Annotated in this window: 22 protein-coding genes; 6 read left to right on the top strand and 16 right to left on the bottom strand. The window is 63.1% G+C overall.

Annotation, left to right across the window (positions count from 1 at the left end):
- On the bottom strand, positions 1-782 hold a 782-nt coding region (locus tag ACMNI9_RS10345), incomplete at its 3' end, for an NAD(P)/FAD-dependent oxidoreductase (protein WP_418831970.1).
- A 99-nt stretch (positions 783-881) separates the two neighbouring features.
- Here ACMNI9_RS10345 and ACMNI9_RS10340 point away from each other — a divergent pair.
- A complete protein-coding gene (locus tag ACMNI9_RS10340; RefSeq protein WP_114567439.1) occupies positions 882-1,232 on the top strand; it encodes a NifB/NifX family molybdenum-iron cluster-binding protein in 351 nt (116 codons plus the stop codon).
- Positions 1,233-1,498: 266 nt separating this feature from the next.
- Here the strand turns inward: ACMNI9_RS10340 and rplT are convergent, their stop codons facing one another.
- The 3 genes from rplT to infC are packed head-to-tail and all read right to left on the bottom strand — an operon-like array spanning position 1,499 to position 2,656.
- Positions 1,499-1,852, bottom strand: a complete 354-nt coding sequence (rplT, locus tag ACMNI9_RS10335) for a 50S ribosomal protein L20 (RefSeq protein WP_114567440.1) — start codon at positions 1,850-1,852, stop codon at positions 1,499-1,501.
- A gap of 23 nt (positions 1,853-1,875) precedes the next feature.
- Positions 1,876-2,073 carry a 50S ribosomal protein L35 gene (rpmI, locus tag ACMNI9_RS10330; RefSeq protein ID WP_114567441.1) on the bottom strand — a complete coding sequence of 66 codons (198 nt, stop codon included), beginning with the start codon at positions 2,071-2,073 and terminating at the stop codon, positions 1,876-1,878.
- Positions 2,066-2,656 (bottom strand): translation initiation factor IF-3, encoded by a 591-nt coding sequence (infC, locus tag ACMNI9_RS10325; protein WP_181792600.1) that lies wholly within the window; start codon positions 2,654-2,656, stop codon positions 2,066-2,068. The genes rpmI and infC overlap by 8 nt, the downstream gene beginning before the upstream one ends.
- A gap of 432 nt (positions 2,657-3,088) precedes the next feature.
- Between infC and ACMNI9_RS10320 the strand changes: the two genes are divergently transcribed.
- Positions 3,089-3,502, top strand: coding sequence for a YbaN family protein (locus tag ACMNI9_RS10320; RefSeq protein WP_216529877.1), 414 nt, complete (start codon positions 3,089-3,091; stop codon positions 3,500-3,502).
- A gap of 90 nt (positions 3,503-3,592) precedes the next feature.
- Here ACMNI9_RS10320 and ACMNI9_RS10315 read toward each other — a convergent pair whose 3' ends face one another.
- The 9 genes from ACMNI9_RS10315 to ACMNI9_RS10275 form a co-directional block, all read right to left on the bottom strand.
- Positions 3,593-3,916, bottom strand: a complete 324-nt coding sequence (locus ACMNI9_RS10315) for a VOC family protein (protein ID WP_114567444.1) — start codon at positions 3,914-3,916, stop codon at positions 3,593-3,595.
- 34 nt (positions 3,917-3,950) lie between these two features.
- Positions 3,951-4,802, bottom strand: coding sequence for a class II fructose-bisphosphate aldolase (locus ACMNI9_RS10310; RefSeq protein WP_418831966.1), 852 nt, complete (start codon positions 4,800-4,802; stop codon positions 3,951-3,953).
- A gap of 8 nt (positions 4,803-4,810) precedes the next feature.
- Positions 4,811-5,809 (bottom strand): dihydroxyacetone kinase subunit DhaK, encoded by a 999-nt coding sequence (locus ACMNI9_RS10305; RefSeq protein WP_114567446.1) that lies wholly within the window; start codon positions 5,807-5,809, stop codon positions 4,811-4,813.
- A gap of 73 nt (positions 5,810-5,882) precedes the next feature.
- On the bottom strand, positions 5,883-6,512 hold the full coding sequence (locus ACMNI9_RS10300) for a DAK2 domain-containing protein (RefSeq protein WP_418831964.1): 630 nt from the start codon (positions 6,510-6,512) through the stop codon (positions 5,883-5,885).
- A 138-nt stretch (positions 6,513-6,650) separates the two neighbouring features.
- Complete coding sequence (locus ACMNI9_RS10295; RefSeq protein ID WP_418831963.1) at positions 6,651-7,799, bottom strand: histone-lysine N-methyltransferase; 1,149 nt, start codon at positions 7,797-7,799, stop codon at positions 6,651-6,653.
- A gap of 34 nt (positions 7,800-7,833) precedes the next feature.
- On the bottom strand, positions 7,834-8,199 hold the full coding sequence (locus ACMNI9_RS10290; protein ID WP_216529873.1) for an SURF2 Surfeit locus protein 2: 366 nt from the start codon (positions 8,197-8,199) through the stop codon (positions 7,834-7,836).
- A gap of 26 nt (positions 8,200-8,225) precedes the next feature.
- Complete coding sequence (locus ACMNI9_RS10285) at positions 8,226-9,029, bottom strand: ABC transporter permease (protein WP_418831961.1); 804 nt, start codon at positions 9,027-9,029, stop codon at positions 8,226-8,228.
- A complete protein-coding gene (locus tag ACMNI9_RS10280) occupies positions 9,026-9,712 on the bottom strand; it encodes an ABC transporter ATP-binding protein (RefSeq protein WP_418831959.1) in 687 nt (228 codons plus the stop codon). The genes ACMNI9_RS10285 and ACMNI9_RS10280 overlap by 4 nt, the downstream gene beginning before the upstream one ends.
- Before the next feature lie 45 nt (positions 9,713-9,757).
- On the bottom strand, positions 9,758-11,140 hold the full coding sequence (locus tag ACMNI9_RS10275; RefSeq protein WP_418831958.1) for a TrpB-like pyridoxal phosphate-dependent enzyme: 1,383 nt from the start codon (positions 11,138-11,140) through the stop codon (positions 9,758-9,760).
- Between ACMNI9_RS10275 and ACMNI9_RS10270 the strand changes: the two genes are divergently transcribed.
- The 4 genes from ACMNI9_RS10270 to ACMNI9_RS10255 all read left to right on the top strand — a co-directional run bounded on the left by ACMNI9_RS10270 (position 11,139) and on the right by ACMNI9_RS10255 (position 16,636).
- Entirely contained in the window at positions 11,139-11,390 is a 252-nt protein-coding gene (locus ACMNI9_RS10270; protein ID WP_418831956.1) for a hypothetical protein, read from the top strand. The genes ACMNI9_RS10275 and ACMNI9_RS10270 overlap by 2 nt on opposite strands.
- A 265-nt stretch (positions 11,391-11,655) precedes the next feature.
- Complete coding sequence (locus ACMNI9_RS10265; protein ID WP_418831954.1) at positions 11,656-14,634, top strand: insulinase family protein; 2,979 nt, start codon at positions 11,656-11,658, stop codon at positions 14,632-14,634.
- A 235-nt stretch (positions 14,635-14,869) separates the two neighbouring features.
- On the top strand, positions 14,870-15,646 hold the full coding sequence (locus ACMNI9_RS10260) for an ABC transporter ATP-binding protein (RefSeq protein WP_114567454.1): 777 nt from the start codon (positions 14,870-14,872) through the stop codon (positions 15,644-15,646).
- Positions 15,647-15,706: 60 nt separating this feature from the next.
- On the top strand, positions 15,707-16,636 hold the full coding sequence (locus ACMNI9_RS10255) for a SufB/SufD family protein (protein WP_114567455.1): 930 nt from the start codon (positions 15,707-15,709) through the stop codon (positions 16,634-16,636).
- 53 nt (positions 16,637-16,689) lie between these two features.
- Here the strand turns inward: ACMNI9_RS10255 and larC are convergent, their stop codons facing one another.
- The 3 genes from larC to ACMNI9_RS10240 all read right to left on the bottom strand — a co-directional run bounded on the left by larC (position 16,690) and on the right by ACMNI9_RS10240 (position 19,424).
- Positions 16,690-17,244, bottom strand: coding sequence for a nickel insertion protein (gene larC / locus ACMNI9_RS10250; RefSeq protein WP_418831976.1), 555 nt, complete (start codon positions 17,242-17,244; stop codon positions 16,690-16,692).
- On the bottom strand, positions 17,244-18,029 hold the full coding sequence (gene larB / locus ACMNI9_RS10245) for a nickel pincer cofactor biosynthesis protein LarB (protein ID WP_418831952.1): 786 nt from the start codon (positions 18,027-18,029) through the stop codon (positions 17,244-17,246). Before larB ends, larC begins: the two co-directional genes overlap by 1 nt.
- A gap of 180 nt (positions 18,030-18,209) precedes the next feature.
- Positions 18,210-19,424: an acyl-CoA dehydrogenase family protein gene (locus ACMNI9_RS10240; protein WP_216529867.1), complete on the bottom strand. Its 1,215-nt coding sequence runs from the start codon at positions 19,422-19,424 to the stop codon at positions 18,210-18,212.
- Positions 19,425-19,589 lie beyond the last annotated feature (165 nt).

Genomic DNA, 19,589 nt, shown 5'->3' with positions numbered 1-19,589 from the left:
GTGTCGTACAGGCAGTACTCGCCCCGTCGCGCCACGATGCGCAGCTTGCGGGCGCTGACCATGTTGTTGATCTCGTCGGAGAACACGCCGGCAGCGTTCACCACCGCGCGCGCTGCCATCGTCAGCCCGCCAGCGGTGCTCACGCGGTACCGATACGGAGCAGCGCTTCGGCGCACCTGCCCGCGCCGCTCGGCAACGCGCTCCGCCGCTGCTTGCTCCTCAGCGGTCAAGCGATCGAGGCCCGTCACGCTCTGCTCGAACAGAAAGGCAGCGCCATGCAGAGCCGCCTGCTCGGCAGCGAACAGCGCCACCTCGTAGGGATCGCATATAGCGCCCGTTTCGGCAAGCAAGCCGCCGCGAACCTGCGACGAGACGGAGGGCTCGAGCGCGCGCACGGCAGCCGCATCGAGCTCGCGCACCCCTTCGATGCCGTTTCGGGCAGCCCGCTCAACCAGCTGACGCACCGCGGCCAGTTCCTCGTCGGAGAACGCGAGCACCATCGACCCGTTCCGACGATACGAAAATCCCAATTCATCGGCCCAGCGGGAGAACAGTTGCGAACCCCGTGCATTGAACCGCGCCTTGAGCGTACCGGGAGCAGGATCGTAGCCGGCATGCACGATCCCCGAATTCGCGCGCGTTGCACCGCACGCCACATCGTTTCCCGCTTCGAGAACCGTGACGCGAACCCGCCAGCGAACAAGTTCGCGCGCCACGCAAGCGCCCGCCACGCCCGCACCGATAATCGCAACGTCCGTTGTGAGAAAAGATTCAGTATCCATGTCGTTCAGCTTACTATTTATCCCCGTTGGGCGAAAGAGCGAACTTGGCTTGCGCGAATAACGGTATCGTAGGCGCAACGAATCGAAGAAAGGAACGAGATGCGCATAGCCGTGGCTAGCGAAGGCCTGAAGGTATCTCCCGTGTTCGGGAAGTGTGCCAGCTTCACCTGCTACAGAATCGAGCGCGGCGTCATCGTTGAATGTCAGAACATGCCGAACCCACTCTTTCCCCCGAACCGTCTTGCCTCCCTTCTGCACGAGCTTGACGTCCGGGTGCTCATAACCGGAACGATCGAGCGCGAAGCCGCGGAAGCGCTGCGCGCCGTCGACATCGAAGTGGTGCCCAACAGGGGCGGTACCGCGCGCCATGCGGCCGAAGTCTACCTGGCGCGCACCTTGATCGGCTCGGACGAAAGCGATGAAGAGGAACTTGACGTCGTAGAGGCGTAAACCGCGCAAGGCGACCGCAAGGGTCGACCCCGTTGCAGCTTCGCACCCCGTCTCAGGCATGCTGTTCGACACGGGAACGGAAAGACCCGCACGGTTTCCCTTTATCCTCGAAACGAACGAAAGGCCCCGCTCCGGGGCCTTTCGTTCGTGCAGGGCGCAAGCGCACCTCATCGGTTGCGGCGCTAGAACACAAGAAGCCCCCGAGCGATCGGGGGCTTCTCAGCATTAAGCCGTTTCGCCGACCGGTAGGTCGGCGAAACTAAAAGCTACAGGGCCTTCTTGGCAACCTCGACCACGGCGGCAAACGCCTCGGGATCGTTGATGGCCATATCGGAAAGCACCTTGCGGTCCAGCTGCACGCCAGCCTTCTTGAGGCCGTTCATCAGCACCGAGTAGCTCAGGCCGTTCAGGCGAGCGGCCGCGTTGATGCGGGTGATCCACAGACGACGGATCTCGCGCTTCTTGTTACGACGGTCGCGGTACATGTACTGCAGCGAATGCTGCACCTGTTCCTTCGCGGCACGATAAGAACGGGACTTTGCACCGTAATAGCCCTTGGCACGATTAAGGACGGTACGACGCTTCTTGTGGGCGCTGACTGCGCGCTTAACACGAGGCATGTTGTATCACTGCTCCTTTTAGACTAGCGAAGGCCGAGATTACGCGCGATAACCTTGTTATCGGCCTTGGCCACTTCGGTCTCATGACGGAAATTACGCTTACGCTTCTGGCTCTTCTTCGTCATGATGTGGCTCTTGAAAGCCTTGGAGCGCATGATCTTGCCGGAGCCGGTAACGCGGAAACGCTTCGCGGTGCCGCGATGGGTCTTCATCTTAGGCATTGCCTTCGTCCTTCCCTTCTTCTTTCTTCTCGTTCTCTTTCTTTTTCTTCGCCAACGTCGCTGCAGGCAACGGGGCGATGAGCATGTGCATGTTGCGGCCTTCCATCTTAGGCTGGGTCTCGATGACCGCTACGTCCTTCAGATCGTCGGCCAGCCGCTCCAGGATGGTGAGGCCCTGCTCCGGGTGCGCCATTTCGCGGCCGCGGAACATGATGGTGATCTTGACCTTGTTGCCGCCGTCGAGGAAGCGCAGAACGTGCTTCTTCTTCGTGGTGTAGTCGCCCACGTCGATCTTCGGGCGGAACTTCATTTCCTTGGTCTCGATCTTGCTCTGGTTCTTGCGAGCCTGCTTCGCCTTGATGGCCTGGTCGTACTTGAACTTGCCGTAATCCATGATGCGGCACACGGGCGGGTCGGCGTTCGGGGCGATCTCGACCAAGTCAAGGCCCTCGTTATCGGCGATTCGCTGGGCCTCAGATGTGACGTAAATACCCATCTGCGTCCCGTCGAACCCGATCAACCGGCACTCGCGCACGTTGATTTGTTCGTTGAGCCGAGGCTCCTGAGCAGCTATCGCGCTCACCTCCCTTTCTAGCGCGCTTTCGCGCGTCAATAAAAAACCCGCAGCTCCGAGAGCTTGCGGGTTTCGCTTTTCGATCAGGCTGTGAAGCCGAATATTCGAGCGACCCGTCAGCTGCCGAAGCGCCGAAACAGGTGGAGGGTTTCCCCTCGCTTGTGTAAACAGCCTGTATATAATAGCACAGCGCAAGCCAAATACAATATGCGACTTGCAACTTTTTTTGCGTATCCCCTTCTTCGTTCGGGACGACGCATTTCCCAGATCCTGGCCGACCGACAGAATAAAAGAAGCGCCCGAAAAACACCAGGAGATTCATAGAGGTTATGGACCCCTGGGGTAAAACCCCGTATGCGGCGCACGTCATGTTTGCTATACTCGCGGCATCGAATAAGCCTCCCGCCCTTTGGCGAGCACATCGTTCGACGGAAGGAACCCATGAGCCGCTTGACCCGAATCCTCATGCTCGCCGGAGCCTGGATCGCCTGCATCCTGGGTTGCGTCGGCGTGTTCATCCCCGTGCTTCCCACCACGCCCCTGCTTCTGCTGGCCACGTTCCTGTTCGCCAAGTCTTCTCCGCGCTGCCATGCGTGGATCGTTTCGACGAGGGTCTACAAATCCTATGTTGCGGCGTTCAAGGAAGCCGGCGGCATACCGGCCGCAACCAAGGTCCGCATCCTCACGGTATCGTTCGTCGTTATGGGCGCGAGCGCGCTTCTGGTTCAAAAGCCCCTCGTCTGGGGCATCCTGGGGTGCGTGGCGGCATTTCTGGTCTACCTCATGTTCGTGCGCATTCCCACCATATCGCTGGAAAGCGTGCAAACCGTCCGTCAGGCCGAAGAAGCCGAATAGCGAACCGCGCTCGGGCAGCGCGCTCCTTTTCGCGCCCCTCCCAAAAAAAGAAAAGCCCGGTCTTCGCTGCTGCGAGGACCGGGCTCGACGCTAGTTCTTATCTTCGTACAGCTCGATGACGGCGCCGTCCATCTCGACAAACGCAAGGCGAACCCCCGGACCCGCATCCATAGGCCCGCAGATAGCACGATCGGCCTGCTCGACGTAGCGGTCCAGATCGTCCACCGCGTAAGCAACGTGCCAGCGACGGTGCAGCTCTTCGGGGAAAGGCGTGCCCTCCTCGAACTTCAGGTACTCGATCTTCATGTCGTAATCGTCCACGTTGGACACCCAGAACTTCATGTCCTCGTTGTAGGTCATGTTCGGCTTTTTCTCCGTGATGGGAATGCCGATGTGCATATAGGTTGCAGTCATCCTGGTTTCCTCTCGTCTCGGGTCGTTCGCAGCGTCAGGCCGACGGAGCCATGGAGAACATGTCCATGGCGGCCTCGGCATCGGCTTGCATGGCCTTCGTTGCCGCATTGGCCAATGCATGGAAGTACTTGGGGTGCGATTCGGCGATGAGCGCCTCCACGGCACGCACGCCCGCATTGCTCATGTAGCTGAAATAGTTGATCTTGCGAATGCCGGCCGCAATGGCCGCGCGCGTGTCCTCGCGCGAAAGCCCGCTGCCGCCGTGCATGACGAGCGGGACGCCGCAGACGCGCTTGAGCTCGGCTATGCGATCGAGGTCAAGCTGCGGATCAGCCTGATAGAAGCCGTGCACGGTGCCTACGCTGGCAGCCAGCGCATCGATGCCCGTATCGGCCACGAAGCGAGCGGCCTGCGCAGGATCGGTGTACACGTTCTCGCGGTCGTCGTCGGCATCTTCAAGCCCTTCGTGGCCCGTGGTGAACCCGATCTCGGCCTCTACGTCGGCCCCGTACCGGCGCGCCAGTTCCACCGCCGCCCGCGTGAGCGCGACGTTTTCCTGGTACGGCAGCTGCGATCCATCGATCATGATGGCAGAAAATCCCAGATCGAGCGCACGTTTCACATAGTCGAGGTCTTCGCCGTGATCAAGCATGACGCACACGGGCACCCGCGCGGCCTTGGCGCGCGCAACCATAACGGGCCCGATCACGTCGATGGACGTCTCGTGCTCGTGCAGTTGAGCGTGCTGGATGATGACCGGCTCGTTGCGGGCCTCGGCAGCCGCGATGGCCGCCAGCAAAAGCTCGAGGTTCGGCGTGTCGAACGCCGCCGCCGCGCAACCGCGCTCCTCCGCCCAATCAAGGACGGCACTCATGGAAGTGAGCATACCGGCCCCTACTTCTTGAGGTACGGCGTGTTGCAGGGGGCGTTCCATAGACGCAGCAGCTCGTCGTCCATGCGGGCCATGAACATCTGGAAGCCGGCCTGCTCCTGAACGGTCAGCATCTCGCCGACGAAGTTCGCGACCACCTCGATATCCTGCTTCGCCAGCTCCTTGACCGCGGCGCGGTACACGATAAGCTGCTCCATGAGCGTCGTAGCGCCCGAGCCGTTGATGATCAGCATGACGCGCTCGCCCGGCTTGATGCCGATGTCGTTTACCAGCGCGTTCACCATGATGGCCGCGGTTTCGTCGGCGGACTTCATCGGCTGACGGCCGCCGCCTTCCTCGCCATGCTGACCCATGCCGATTTCCATCTCGTCGTCCTCGAGCTCGGCAAGCAGCGTTCCCGTCTGAGGATGGGTGGCACCGCGCACGGCCACCGCCAGCGTGGCCATGTTGTCGGCGAAGCGCTGCGCGACGGCGGCCACCTCTTCCAAGCTCATGCCCTCGGCGGCTGCGGCTCCTGCGATCTTGTACGTGGGGATGCATCCCACCAGGCCGCGGCGATCGTCGCCGTTTTCGCGCGGGGCGTTGGCGATGTCTTCCTGCGTGACCACCTTCACCACGTTCAAGCCCTGCTTCTTGCACTGCTTCATGGTCATGTTGCCCGTCAGCATGTCGCCCGCATGGTTGAGCACGATGTAGAGCACGCCCTTGCCCTTGTCGGCCAGCTTGATGGCGTCGACGCACGCCTGCGGGCCGGGCGCGGCGAAGATGTCGCCCACCACGTCGATGTCGACCATGCCCTCGCCCACGAAGCCCTCGATAGCCGGCTCGTGTCCGCTTCCGCCCTGCGTGACGATGGTCACGCGGTCGGCTTCGGCCAGCTTCTTGTTGATCACCATGTTATCCTCGCCCAGTTCGAGGATGTCGGAATTGGCCAAGGCCAGGCCTTCGAGCAGTTCCGCGGTAAGATCCTCGGGGTCGTTGATGAACTTCTTCATGCTCATAGTGCTCCTCCTTGCAAGATGGACGATGGAAAAGAAAGGCCCGCTGCGCTCGGCAGCAGGCCCGATTCCTGAATCAGTGCGACACGCCCCCGGCGAGACCGCGCAAGAACAACGAAGTTGAGACGGCGCCCGCGTCGGGCGTGCCGATAGTCTGATCACCGTAACTGCGCGCGCGACCGAATTTGGAAGCGAAGCCCTCGCTCGCCTTCGCGCCGGCCTCGGCCGCCTCGGCCGCCGCAGCGAACACCGCAGCCGGATCGTCCGAAGCGCACGTCTGCGCCGCCTCGACCGCAGGAATGAGCGCGTCCATCATGGTCTTGTCCCCCACCTGGGCATTCGTGATATCCTGCATCTCGGCCAAGCAGCCGGCGAACATTCGGCGCGCTGCATCCGCATCGATAGCGCTCTCGTCGTCGGCAAGATGGACGCCCAAGCCGCCGATCATCGTGCCGTAAAGCGGGCCGGCCGATCCCCCGCGCACCGCCATGGCGGCCATGCCCAGATCATCGAGGAAGTCTTTGATCGACTGGTCGGGATCCCACCCCGCAACCTGCTCTTGGACGAGCTTGGCTATCTTGGTGATGGTGATGCCGTGATCCCCGTCGCCGAATTTGGAATCGATGTCGCTTAGCACCTCGGCGTTCTCCAGCAGCAAGCGGGCGCTTTCGTCCAGCATGCGCCCAAACGCGTCGCGATCGATCATAGGACCCCTTTCCCGATGAAAGTCGATTGCCCTAACTCTAACGGTAAGCGTAGACGAAATCAATGAGAGAACGAAAAACGCCGCCTCGAAGCGGCGGCGTTTTCGCAGAGTCCGTCCTTGTCGTCGCAGGGCGAGTTCTTACGCGTTGATGTACACGTAGATGATGCGGATGGTGTCGGCCAAGTTGCCCGAGGTGTTCGCCGTCGAGTAGTTGTACAGAAGAACGCTCGACCACTGATGGGGCGCGCCGCCGAACTCCACGGTGCCCGAGAAGGAGCACGTTTCCTTCACGAGCGTCGTGCCGTCGCTGGCGTACTCGGAGTACGTCGACTTGTCGGACGGCAGCTCCACGGAACCCTCCGGCACGCTCACGCCGGCCTCCTGCAGCGTTTTCTCTACAATGTGCTCGTTTTTCACAGCATCGACGAAGCTCAGCGAGCCGTAGCCAAGCGATGCGGTGGCCGCCGAGTAGCCGGCTTGAATGACCTTGCCCTCTTCGTTCAGGCCCAGGTACACCGTAGGCGTGCCCGAACGCGTATCGGCAGGCTCGTCGGTAAGCGCCACCGTTACGTTGGTCTTGACGGGGTTGCCCTCCTCGTTGACCTCCTTGGAGCTGGTTTCGGTCGCGCCGCGCTTGAGCGCCGTCACGGCCTCGTCCTTCGTCATGCCAAGCAGCGACGTGAGCGAGGGGACCTGCGTCTTCTTCGCCACGGTGGTGCTGGCGTCCTTGGTTTCGCTCTGGCTTTGCTGCATAGCGCCGACTTCCTGGGCGCTTTGCTGCTCTTGAGCTTGCTGAGCGGCCACCAGCCTGCTCTCCTCGAACCACTGCCACACGAAAAAGCACAGCGCGCCCATGAGCAGGATCAGCAGGATGACAATGGCGATGAGAATCTTGCGCATGCGACGGGACTTGCGCTGATGGGGCGGAACGAAGGGCTTATCCTTCTTGCCGTGCTTGCCCTTGGCCGGTTCGGGCTGGACCGCAACGGGATCGTCCCCGAACAGCAAGGGAGGCGCCTCCACGGGCTCAAGGCTCTCGAAGGCGTCGGGGTATTCGTCGGCGTTGTCCCCGCGGTAGCTGAAGCCGCCTGCGTGGGCGCCGTCAGCCACGGGAGCGAACGCCTCGGTCAGGCCGATTCGCCCCTCTTCGTCAGAGCGGTCCTCTGTAGGATCGACCGCCGCGCTCACCGGGGAGAACGCCTCGGTCAGGCCGATCCGCTCATCGGAGGCGAAATCGTCTTTGTGGCTCGAAGTGCCGTTGGGTTCGTTTGCAGCGTGTTTGGGCATCGAAGCACCTTCCTACTGGGCGCAGGCGCATTCGCTAGCGCATAAAGAGTACATAGTACGCAATGAAGCCGACGATGGCCAGAAGCGCCACCGCGATGATGATCTTCTGCATCGCGGACATCGGTTCGACCTCAAGGTCTTCCGCGGTCGTCTCGCGGTAGCCCTTCTTCGAACTCTTCGAGCCTGCGCTCGAAGGCCTCGCGTCGTCGGCCGCCGACGCCTCCCGCTCGTCCTCGGTCGAAGAAGGCGCGTCGAAAGAGGGCTCGGACGGCACCGCGCCGTCCGTTTGGGCGGGCTCGGGGGCAGGCGCGGACGGGCGAAGGCCCGCCTGGATCACGAAATCGTCATCGTCGTCAGCGTTAACGGTGATATGGGAGAATTTGGTATCGCCAGAAGCCACGGAGCCGTCCTTTCACGTCAGCAAGATTATAGAGGATTATCGGGACGTATTCCCTTGTCCAAATAATATCCATCGGGCGCGAAACGCTTGCGATACGTGAGAAAGCAGGCCGAAACGATGGCCACCGTATTGGCCGCCGACAGCATGAGCATGACCACGATCTGGTATTTCGCCGCCGCCAGAGGATCGGCTCCCGCCAAAAGCTGGCCGGACATCATGCCGGGGATGGCAACGATCCCGGCGGCCGACATGGTGGCCAGCACCGGCGTCATGCCCGCGCCGATAGCGGCCTTGATCGACGGGAACGCCGCTTCTTTCGGCGTAGCGCCAAGCGCCACGAGCGCGAACATCTCGTTGGAGCGCGAATCCATGTCCGCGAACAGCCGGTCGATGGCAACCGCGATGGCCGACATCGCGTTTCCGATGATCATGCCCGCAATGGGAATGAGCTGCCGCGCGTTGTACCAAGGATCGGCGTGCATGACCCCTTCCACCACCACGAAGCCCACGGCGATCGACGACGAGAACAGCGACGCGAACACCGCCGCGCGAAGCCCCGGCACCGAGCTTTTCACGCGCGAGGTTGCAATCTGCGTGGCCGCCGTCACCATCACGGCCAGCGCCAAGAGGACGATCCACCAGGTCTGGTGCTCGAACAGGTACATGAGCACGAATCCCGCCGCCAGAAGCTGCGCGAACATGCGCGCGGCGGAAACGGCGATGCGCCGCGTCTGCCCCAGCTCGAGCTTCCACGACACCAGGCCCGCCACCAGCATGAGCGCGCTCGCGGCGAACAGCTCCACGTACCCGATATCCACCACGCCGCTCACGAACGACCCCCGCTTCCCGCCGCAACGTAGGACAGCGCGCCGTCCTCGAGCGTATAGGTTCCCGCAGCGTACCCGTCGGCCGACCGATGCCGAATGCGCAAGCACGTTGCATCGGAGCCGACGTAATCCCTTGTCAAACGACTGATCGCCTGCGAGGAAGCGGAATCGAGCGCCGCGTCCACCTCGTCGAGCAGAAAGACCTTCGGCTTCGTGGCGAACGAGCGCAGCAAGGCCACGCGCGCCTGCTGCCCGCCCGACAGGCGCGACGCGTCCCGCGAAAGCTCCACCTCTTCAAGGCCGGCAAGGCACAGCAAGCGAGCAAGCTCGCCGTCGCTCGGAGGCTGGGACGCGGCGTTCACCTTGAGGTGCCACGGCAACACGAGGTTGTCCCGCACCGTCCCCGCAACAAGAGCGGGTTGCTGCGGCACGAGGCACACCTGCCGCCGCCATTCCTGCGGCCCGAACCCGTCCGAAGACCGCCCCTGCAAGTACAGGCTGCCGGCGTCTCGGGCGATCATGAGCGCGCACGCGCGCAAAAGCGTGGACTTGCCCGACCCGGAAGCGCCCGTCAAGTCGTAGATGAGCCCGCCTTCCAAGCGCAAGCACGCATCGTGGAACAGCGGCACGGCCCGCCCGTCGCGAACATGGGAGACCGAGATATGGTCGGCATGAAAAAGAGTCATGCCGACCATGGTACCATCGAGCGGCCGCCAGCGCCACGGCGCGCGCTACAGCCCCTCGATGCGCGGTATGCTGGCGAAGCCGATGGCCAGCTCCTCGTCGGTGGGCTCGTAATCGCCCAGCACGCCCTTGTTGTAAGCGTCGTACGCCTTCATATCGAAGTAGCCGGTTCCGGTTAAGCAGAACAGGATGGTCTTCTCCTCGTTAGTCTCCCTGCACGCCTTCGCTTCCTCCATGGCCTGGTAGATGGCGTGCGCGCTCTCGGGCGCGGGCAGGATGGTCTCAAGCCGCGCGAACTCCACGGCAGCGGCGAACACATCGGTCTGCTTCACGGCGACCGCATCCAAAAAGCCGTCGTGCTTGAGCTTCGACACGATGGGGCTCATGCCGTGATAGCGCAGCCCTCCGGCGTGGTCGGGGCTGGGGAGGAATCCGTTTCCCAGCGTGTACATCTTCGCCATCGGGCAGGTGCGGCCCGTGTCGGCGAAGTCGTAGGCGAAGCGCCCGCGCGTCAAGCTGGGGCAGCTTGCAGGCTCTACGGCCACGAAACGCGTATCGGGCCTGCTTCCGCGCAGCTTGTCGCGCATGAACGGCGCGATCAGCCCGGCCAGGTTCGACCCGCCGCCCGCGCAGCCGACGACCACGTCCGGGTACTCCCCCAGCTCTTGAAGCGCAGCGTAGCTTTCCAGCCCGATGACGGATTGGTGCAGCGCAACCTGGTTGAGCACGCTTCCCAAAGTGTAGCGGCCCTTGTTCTGCGGAATGTTGAGCGCGCGCTCCACCGCCTCGGAAATGGCGGTGCCCAGCGAGCCGGACGAATCGGGGCGCTCGGAGAGCATCCTGCGGCCGATTTCGGTGGTGTCGGAAGGAGAGGGCGTCACGTTCGCGCCGAACGTCTCCATGATGTTGCGGCGAAACGGCTTCTGCTCGTAGGAGCACTTCACCATGAACACGTCGAGGTTCAGACCGAAATGCGCCGAGGCCTCCGCAAGCGCCGTGCCCCACTGCCCCGCGCCTGTTTCGGTGGTGATACCGTCGAGATCCTGAGCCTTCGCGTAGTACGCCTGCGCGATGGCGGAGTTCAGCTTGTGCGAGCCCGACGTGTTGTTGCCCTCGAACTTGTAGTAGATCTTCGCGGGCGTGCCCAACGCGCGCTCCAGGTTGTAGGCGCGGCACAGCGGCGAAGGCCGGTAGATGCGGTACATCTCCCGAACGGGATCGGGAATGTCGAAGCAAGGCGTGGCGTCGTCGAGCTCTTGGCGCACCAGCTCGTCGCAGAACACGGGCGCCAGGTCGGCGGCTTCGGCCACGCGACCGTCGGGCAGGCGCAAAGGCTCGGGCTTTTCCGGCATGTCGGCCCGCAGGTTGTACCATTGGGTCGGGATCTGGTCTTCGCGCAGGTACAGGCGGTAAGGGGCTTGCTCGGTCATGCTGGTTCCTTTCCTGGAATGGGTTCCTGCTCAAACGCCGCAGGGAAAACGAATGCTTGCTGGACGCGCAAAAAAGAGCCCCCGGATCTCCGAGGGCTCTTCTGATGACTGGTATGCGAGAACAGAAGCCTATGAGACCCGGGATCGATTTCTTCCGTTCCACCACCATGCGCAAGCGAACGCCGTCGCAGAAGCGACGGTGGCAAGAAGCGCGTTGCAAGCGGTCGTGGTCAAAAGACGCCTTTCGTGATAGGACGTTCCGGGTACGCGGCAAGTCTAACCCTCCCGGCGCGGTTTGTGAAGGGGGCAATCGCCGGCTGGCGCAGCAAGGCGAAACGCGCGGCGCGCACGGCGAAAGGAGCAGCGGACGGCTCGTCGGGCAGCGCAGGGGGGCCGCTCGGACGGCGGCGGGCGCGACAATTTGCGAAAGCGGTGAACGCGCCGCGCAAGCCGAACGCGCGCGAAGCGTTGTGCGACAATGTGAGGAAACCTTCAACGAAAGGCGGAAACGAGCCATGGACCTTGCCAAAGACCAGAAGCTGCACGGCTTCACCGTGCGCACGTGCGAACCGCTGCCGGAACTAGACGGCGACGCCTACACGCTCGTGCATGAAAAGAGCGGCGCGAAGCTGCTGTACCTGAAAAACGAGGACGCCAACAAGTCGTTCTCCATCGCGTTCAAGACCCCGCCCGCCGACGACACGGGCGTGTTCCACATTCTGGAGCACTCGGTGCTGTGCGGATCCGAGAAGTTCCCGGTGAAGGAACCGTTCGTCAACCTGCTGAAAAGCAGCATGCAAACGTTCCTGAACGCCATGACCTTCCCCGATAAGACCCTGTACCCCGTAGCCAGCACGAACGACCAGGATCTTCTGAACCTGGCCGACGTGTACTTGGACGCGGTGCTGCATCCGATGATCTACCGCAAGCGCGCCATCTTCGAACAGGAGGGCTGGCACTACGAGCTTGCCGGCGGCGCGGATCGAAACGGCGAAGCGACCGACCCCGTCGACGGCGCGCCCGAGCTTGCGCTCAACGGCGTGGTGTACAACGAGATGAAAGGCGCGCTGTCCGATCCGAACTCGGTGCTTTACGACGAGCTGCAAGCGGCGCTCTTCCCCGACACGGCCTATCGCTTCGAGTCGGGCGGCACGCCGCGCGCCATTCCCGACCTGACTTACGAGCAGTTCCTCGACGAGCACGCCCGCCACTACCGTCTGAGCAACAGCTACCTCACGCTGTACGGCAACCTCGACCTCGAGGCCATGCTGGCGTTTTTGGACGAGCGCTACCTCTCCCCCGTTGCCGACGAGGAAGCCGCCCGCGACGAGGCGCGCCTTTCGGCCGGCGATACGCCGCTCGAACCGCACGAACTGCGCGAACAGGCGCCCGTGGAAGCGCTCGGCATACGTCGCACGATGGCGACCGCGCCCGAAAACGCATGCATGGGGCTTGGATACGTGATCGGCAACGTCAGGGAACGCACGCGCATGGTGGCCGTGGACATCCTCATCGACGCCATCGCCGGCAGCAACGAAGCCCCGCTGAAGCGCGCGCTGCTCGACGCGGGCCTGGCCGACGACGTGCAGGCGTTCTTCGCCGATTCGCTGCTGCAGCCCTTCGCCGTGATCCAGCTCAAGGGGCTGGCGGACGACGCCCCCGCGCGCTTCAGGGCCGTTGCGGAAGGCGCGTTGCAGTCGCTGGCCGACGGGGGCTTGGATCGAAACCTGGTGGAAGCCTCGCTCTCGCGCGCCGAATTCGTCATGCGCGAGCGCGACTTCGGCATGGCCGACGGCGTGGCGCTGTCCATAGCCGCGCTGGCCGGCTGGCTCTACGACGACGAGCTGGCAACGTCGTACCTGCGATACGAGGACGACTTCGCGTTTTTGCGGACCGCCCTGAACGAAGGCTATTTCGAGCAGCTCATCCGCGACGTGTTCCTGGCCAACAACCACCGAGTCGAAGTGGAGATCGTGCCCGTCGACGAGAACGAGGACGCCTGCGAGGCCGAGCGCCTGGCAAACGTCGCCACGCGCATGGAGCCCGAGGACTTCGCCCGCGTAGCCGATGAAGAAGCGGAGCTTCGCCGCCTGCAGGAAGAGCCCGACTCCCCGGAGGCGCTGGCCACCTTGCCGCGCTTGTCCGTGTCCGACATCGGGGCCGCGCCGGACGAGCCGGCCTACGGCCTGGAGGAAGGCGCGCCTGTCCCGTGCCTTCGCCACCGCGCCGCCGCGCACGGCATCGCCTACGCCTACCGCTACTTCGACCTCAAGGGCGTGCGCTTCGAGGACCTTCCCTACGTGACCGTCCTGAGCATGGTGCTGGGAAAGCTGGACACGGCAACCCGCACCGCATCGCAGCTGGACACGCTCACGAACGGCAAGCTGGGCAACCTGTCCTTCTTCTCGGAAATCTACGAGGACGAGCACGACCCGCGCGCAATCCGCCCGATGTTCGTGGTAAGCGCAAGCTCGCTGTCCGAGAACGTGGAGCACCTGGCTGCCCTTCCGCGCGAAATCCTGCTGACGACCGACTTCTCCGACACGGGCAAGATCAAAGACGTGCTGCAGCAGCGCCGCATCGCCATGGAGCAGGGCTTCGCCTCCGCAGGCCACGCCAGCGCCATGGCTCGGCTGGCATCGTACTACCTGCCCGCCGGCGTCGTGCGCGAGCAGCTTGGCGGCGTGGAGTTCTACCGTTTCTTGAAAGACCTGCTGGCCTCCTACGACGAGCGCGCGCACGACCTTTCGCAGCGCTTGGGCGATCTTGCGGCACGCCTGTTCGTCGACGACGGATGCCTGGTCAGCTTCACGGGAGACGAGGACGACTACCGCCGCTTCTGGGATTGCGGCGCCGCGCTCGGGCGCGCGAGGGGCGCGCAGGAAGAACGGCTGCAGGTTCCCGATCCCGTCGTGCGCAACGAGGCGTTCATCGTGCCCACCGACGTGTGCTATGCAGCGCTCGGATTCGATCGACGCTCGTTCGGCGCAAGCTACACGGGAGCCTGGCAGGTAGCTGCGAAAGCGCTTTCGTTCGACTACCTGTGGAACGAGGTGCGCGTCAAGGGCGGTGCGTACGGCGCGGGCTTTCAGGCGGCGCGCACCGGAAACCTGCGGTTCTACTCCTATCGCGACCCGCACCTCGACGAAACGCTCGAGCGCTTCGCAGGAGCCTCCGCATGGCTGGCCGCGTTCGAGCCGACCGACGACGAAATGGAGGGCTACGTGGTGAGCACGGTGGCCGGGTTCGACACGCCGCTCAAAACGCGTCAGCTCGTGCGCCGTCAAGACGGCGACTGGATTGCCGGCAGAACGCCGCAAGCCCGTCGCGAAACGCGCGATCAGATGATCTCGTCCGATGCGCGCGCCGTGCGCGAGCTGGCCGGGACCGTGGCCCACGCTGCCGAAGCCGGAGCTTTCTGCGCCTTCGGTAATAAAGACCTTCTGGAAGGATCCTCTGCAGGATTTCAGGTAATCGACCTGCTGAACGAATAGCGCAAACCCCTCAGATCCAACCGCTTCGCACGCCCCCGCCTGCATCGGCAAGCGGGGGCGTATTCGCTTTTCGATGACATTCCCGCCGCTCGCAAAGCTATTTCAAGCTAGAATAAACCGTTGGGAACCAGAGCGCGCACCACGGCGGTTTTGCGCGCTGCCGGCCTTGACGAGATCCGGCTTAAATGATAGTAATAGAGTATCATTTAGACGAGAAGAGACGGAGAAGCGCATCATGCTGGAACTGAAGAACCTTACGTTCGAGGTGCCCTTGCAGGAAGGGTCCAAAGAAACCAAGCGCATCATCGACGACCTGTCGCTTTGCATCCCCGACGACCGCTTCACGGTCATCACGGGCCCGAACGGCGGAGGAAAGTCGACGCTTGCCAAGCTTATCATGGGCATCGAACAGCCCACCTCCGGACAGATCCTGCTCGACGGCGAAGACATCACGAACCTGCCCATCTCCGAGCGCGCCAAGCGGGGAATCGGCTACGGGTTCCAACAGCCCGCCCGCTTCAAGGGCATGAAAGTCAAGAAGCTCCTCGACATCGCAGCAGGCAAGAAGCTGCCGATGCTCGCTTGCAACGAATACCTGGCCAAAGTGGGCCTGTGCTCCGCGAACTACCTCACGCGCGAAGTGGACAAGAACCTGTCCGGCGGCGAGGTGAAGCGCATCGAGATCGCCACCATCCTGGCGCGCGACCCGAAGCTGGCCATCTACGACGAGCCGGAAGCCGGCATCGACCTGTGGAGCTTCGACCGCCTGACTGAAACGTTCCGCGACATCCATGAAGCGCGCGACGGGCGCTCTATCGTGATCATCTCCCACCAGGAGCGCATCATTCAGCTTGCCGACGAGATCGTGCTGCTGAAAAACGGCAAGGTCGCCCAAACCGGCAAGCCCGAGGATCTTATGCCCACGCTCGGCTTCGTGGCGAAGGGCGTTCCCGGCTGCAAGCTGAGCACCCCCACCGAGCTGCATATCACGGAGATCCCCACCACCTGCTAACTCAACCGGCGCGCGTCGGGTTTCCATCGCGCGCCGTTCGCACCCGCAAAGGAGGCCATCATGGCTGTTGACCTGTCCCCTATCGACGAGGGCTTGCTCGCCGAAATCGCCAATATACACGGCATGCCGAAAGGCGCCTTCAACATCCGCAAAGACGGGCAGCTCGTCGAGCGCCATTCGTCGGCGAGCATCGAGATCGCCACGAAGACGGACAACCCCGGCATCGACATCCGCATCGCGCCGGGAACCAAAGGCGAGACCGTTTACATCCCCGTCATCGTCACGCAATCGGGCCTGAAAGACGTGGTGTACAACACGTTCTACATCGGGGAAGACTGCGATATCACCATCATCGCCGGATGCGGCATCCACAATGAAAGCCACGCCCCGTCCGAGCACGACGGCATCCACACGTTCCACTGCGGCAAGAACAGCCGCGTGAAGTACGTGGAGAAGCACTACGGGCAGGGCTCGGGCACGGGAGAGCGCATCCTGAACCCCGTCACGAACGTCATCATGGAGGAGAACTCGCACTGCGAGATGGAGCTTGTGCAGCTGCGCGGCGTATCCTCCACGGTGCGCGACACGAACGCCGAGCTGGCTGCAGGCGCGAAGCTCGTGCTGATCGAGAAACTGCTCACGCACGACGAGCAGACGGCCACGTCGAACATGAAGGTGGAGCTGAAGGGCGACGACTCCAGCGTGCAGGTCATTTCGCGCTCGGTCGCGCAGGACAACTCGAAGCAGGTGTTCAATCCGCTGGTCATCGGCGAGGCGGCTTGCCGAGGCCACGTGCAGTGCGACGCCATCATCATGGGGAAGGCCAAGGTCACGGCCATCCCCGGCATCGAAGCTGCCAGCGAAGACGCCATCTTGGTGCACGAGGCGGCCATCGGAAAGATCGCCGGCGACCAGATCACCAAGCTCATGACGCTCGGCCTTACGGAGGAAGAGGCGGAGCAGGAGATCTTGGAGGACTTCCTGAACTAGCATCGCTTCGCCGGCTCCGACCGGGGTGCGCCCTAATCGGAGCCGGCGGATTCTCACGCCTCGAAACGATCCGCGAAGTGCCAGATGAGCGCCGCGGACGTTGGCGTGCAGCGCTCTCCCGGCAGCTTGGAATCGCAAACGGGAATGCCGCGCGCAAGAATGGCGGCCGTAGCCGGCGCGGGAACGGCCAGCTCGCCGTGAGCGCACGCGACCACGCCTTCTCCCGTCTGAACGGTCGTGCAGACGATCTCGTCGGGCGCGACCGCTTCGATCGCAAGGCAAATATGGAGCGCGTTTCTTATTCCGGCAGCATTGCCGACTTCGTGAAAATGCGTCTGATCGACCGTGCACCCATGAGCCGCCGCTTCGGCTTCGGCAAGGATACGGTACACGCTGCGCAGATCCTGCTTCACGCGATCGCTCGCGCAGAGCGCGTCCACCACGGCATGCACCTCGGCCAGATTGTGGCAATGCCCGTCCGGCACGCCCGCCGCGCAGCACCGCTCCTCCACCGCGCCGCGGGCCTCGTCGTCAAGCTGGGAGCAGGTCGCCTCAAGAAGGGCGACGCGCGTAGCGCTCTCCCGTACATTCCAGAACAGCGTCTTCATCACGCACTCGCTTTCGTATGGTTGATCAGGTGCGCTTGGTAGCCAGCACCGAAGCCGTTGTCGATGTTGACCACCGACACGCCGGAAGCGCATGAGTTCAGCATGGCCAGAAGAGCGGCCACCCCGCCGAAGCTGGCGCCGTAGCCCACGCTGGTGGGGACCGCGATGACCGGGCACGATGCAAGCCCTCCCACCACGCTTGCCAAGGCTCCCTCCATGCCGGCGACCGCCACCACCACGCGAGCGGCCGCGATTTCGTCGGCATGCGCCAGCAAGCGGTGCAGGCCGGCCACGCCCACGTCGTACAGACGCGTCACACGATTGCCCAGCATCTCGGACGTAACCGCAGCCTCCTCGGCAACGGGCAGGTCGCTCGTGCCCGCGGCGGCCACGACCACGCTCCCGTTGCCATCGGGTTCCGGAAAGTCGCCCAGAATACCCAAGCGGGGCAGCTCTCGATAGGCGAACGCCAACGCATCGCAGCCGCCCTCCCTTGCCAGGCTGTCGCGAACCTCCGAAGCCTTCTCGGCGTCCAAGCGCGTGATCAGCACGCGCTGCTGGCCGCCCTCGACAAGGGCACGGCACACGCCCGTTATCTGCTGGGCGGTCTTTCCCGCGCCGTACACCACCTCCGGCACGCCTTGGCGCACGCCACGATGATGATCGACCTTGGCATAGTCCAAATCCGTGAACGGAGCGATGCGCAGCGCTCGCTCCGCGTCGTCCACCGAAGCCGTCCCCGCCGCCACTCGCTCGAGCAGTTCATGCAAATCGCGTTGATCCATGCGCGCTCCCTTGTCGTTCGATTGCGAAATCCATTGAACCACTTGAAGCCCGGTCAAGGTCAAGTTCTGCACGAAATCTCGAAAAGCGCACGGCCGCACCGGGATCCCGAGCCTCAACCTAAAAACCCCGAGCAGCGGCTCAGCGCTGCTCGGGGCGACAAGGAGCATGATCGCGAAAGGCTACAGATCGCCGCCGGCGATCCAATCAAGGCCCGGGTACTCCAAATGGGCGTTGTGCTTCTCAAGCTCGCGCGCAATGGTGATGCGCTGGATGGTGGGAGACCCCTCCTCCAGCCAAAGCGCGCGGCAGTCGCGGTACAGGCGCTCGGTCGGTCCGTAAGGAGAGTCTTCGAAGTAGCCGTCGCCGCCGAATATCTCGAGCATTTCGTCGGACACGAGCTTGACCGCATCGATCGAGAACAGCTTGCACATGGCCGCTTTCTCGGCGATGTAGGGGTTGCGATGGTCCAGGTCGTAATCTTCGGCGAAATCGATCACCATGGTGCGAAGCGCATGGGTCATCGTAGCCATGTTCGCAAGCTTCATCTTGATGGCCTGGCGCGTGTTGATGGTCTTGCCGAACGTCACGCGATCACGGGCGCGCGCAAGCGACATGTCCAGCATGCGCTGGCACATTCCCAGGTTCGAATCGGCAATGTGCACGCGCGAAATGGCAAGCGAGTGCATGGCGACTTCCATGCCCTGGCCCTCTTCGCCCAGCAGGTACTTCGGCTCCAGCTTCACATCGGTGAACTTCAAGCCCGCGTGCCCGGCGCCGCGGCAGCCCATCATGTGAGGCATGGGAACCAGCTCGAATCCGGGAGCGTCCATCGGCACGAAGAAAGCGGACAGGCGCTCGTCGCCGGTCTTCTCGGGATCGGTGACGGCGATGACGTAGGCGAACTGCGACACGTCGGTGTGCGAGATCAGCCACTTCTCGCCATTCAAGATGTAGTTGCCGTCGGCATCCTTGACCGCCGTGGAATGCACGTCGGCGCCGGTACCGCCGGTCTGCTCGGTCAGGGCAAAGCAGGTGAACACGCTTTTGTCGCAGAACTTGTGCATGTACTCGGCTTTGAGCTCAGGGCAACCGTAATCGTCGAGAATGCGCCAGTTGAGGTCGGCCGCGTAATGCAGGTGCATGCGCATGCCGCCGGGGCCGCGAGAGAATTCCTCTTGGACTTGCAGGATCTCCTTCTCGGTAAAGCCCCATCCGCCGTACTCCACCGGAAGAGCGTAGCGATACAGGTTGTTGTCACGCGCGAGGTCGATGAACTCCTGCGGGAACTTGTTCGTGACCTCGACCTCCTTCTGCATTTCTTCAAAAGGCCCCTCGGCGAGCTCGCGGCAGGTCTTGAGGAAGCCCTTGAATTCCTCCTGCGTCAATGTGCCCATACGTCCTCCTTAGCCTCTGCATGCAACGTCTCGGCTGCGATATCCGCGAAACGCGGCGCGTCATAATAGTCCCAGTGTGCCCCAGGTGCAGCAAGGGTGTCCAATAGGAAATGACCGGGGTTTCGTTGCGATCTATAGGAAATTCCGATAGGTTTTCTCAAAATT

The sequence above is a fragment of the Paraeggerthella sp. genome (assembly GCF_048427265.1).
Taxonomy (GTDB): domain Bacteria; phylum Actinomycetota; class Coriobacteriia; order Coriobacteriales; family Eggerthellaceae; genus Paraeggerthella; species Paraeggerthella hominis.
Note: the sequence above shows the minus strand (reverse complement) of the source record. Positions and strands in the feature narration are given on the sequence as shown.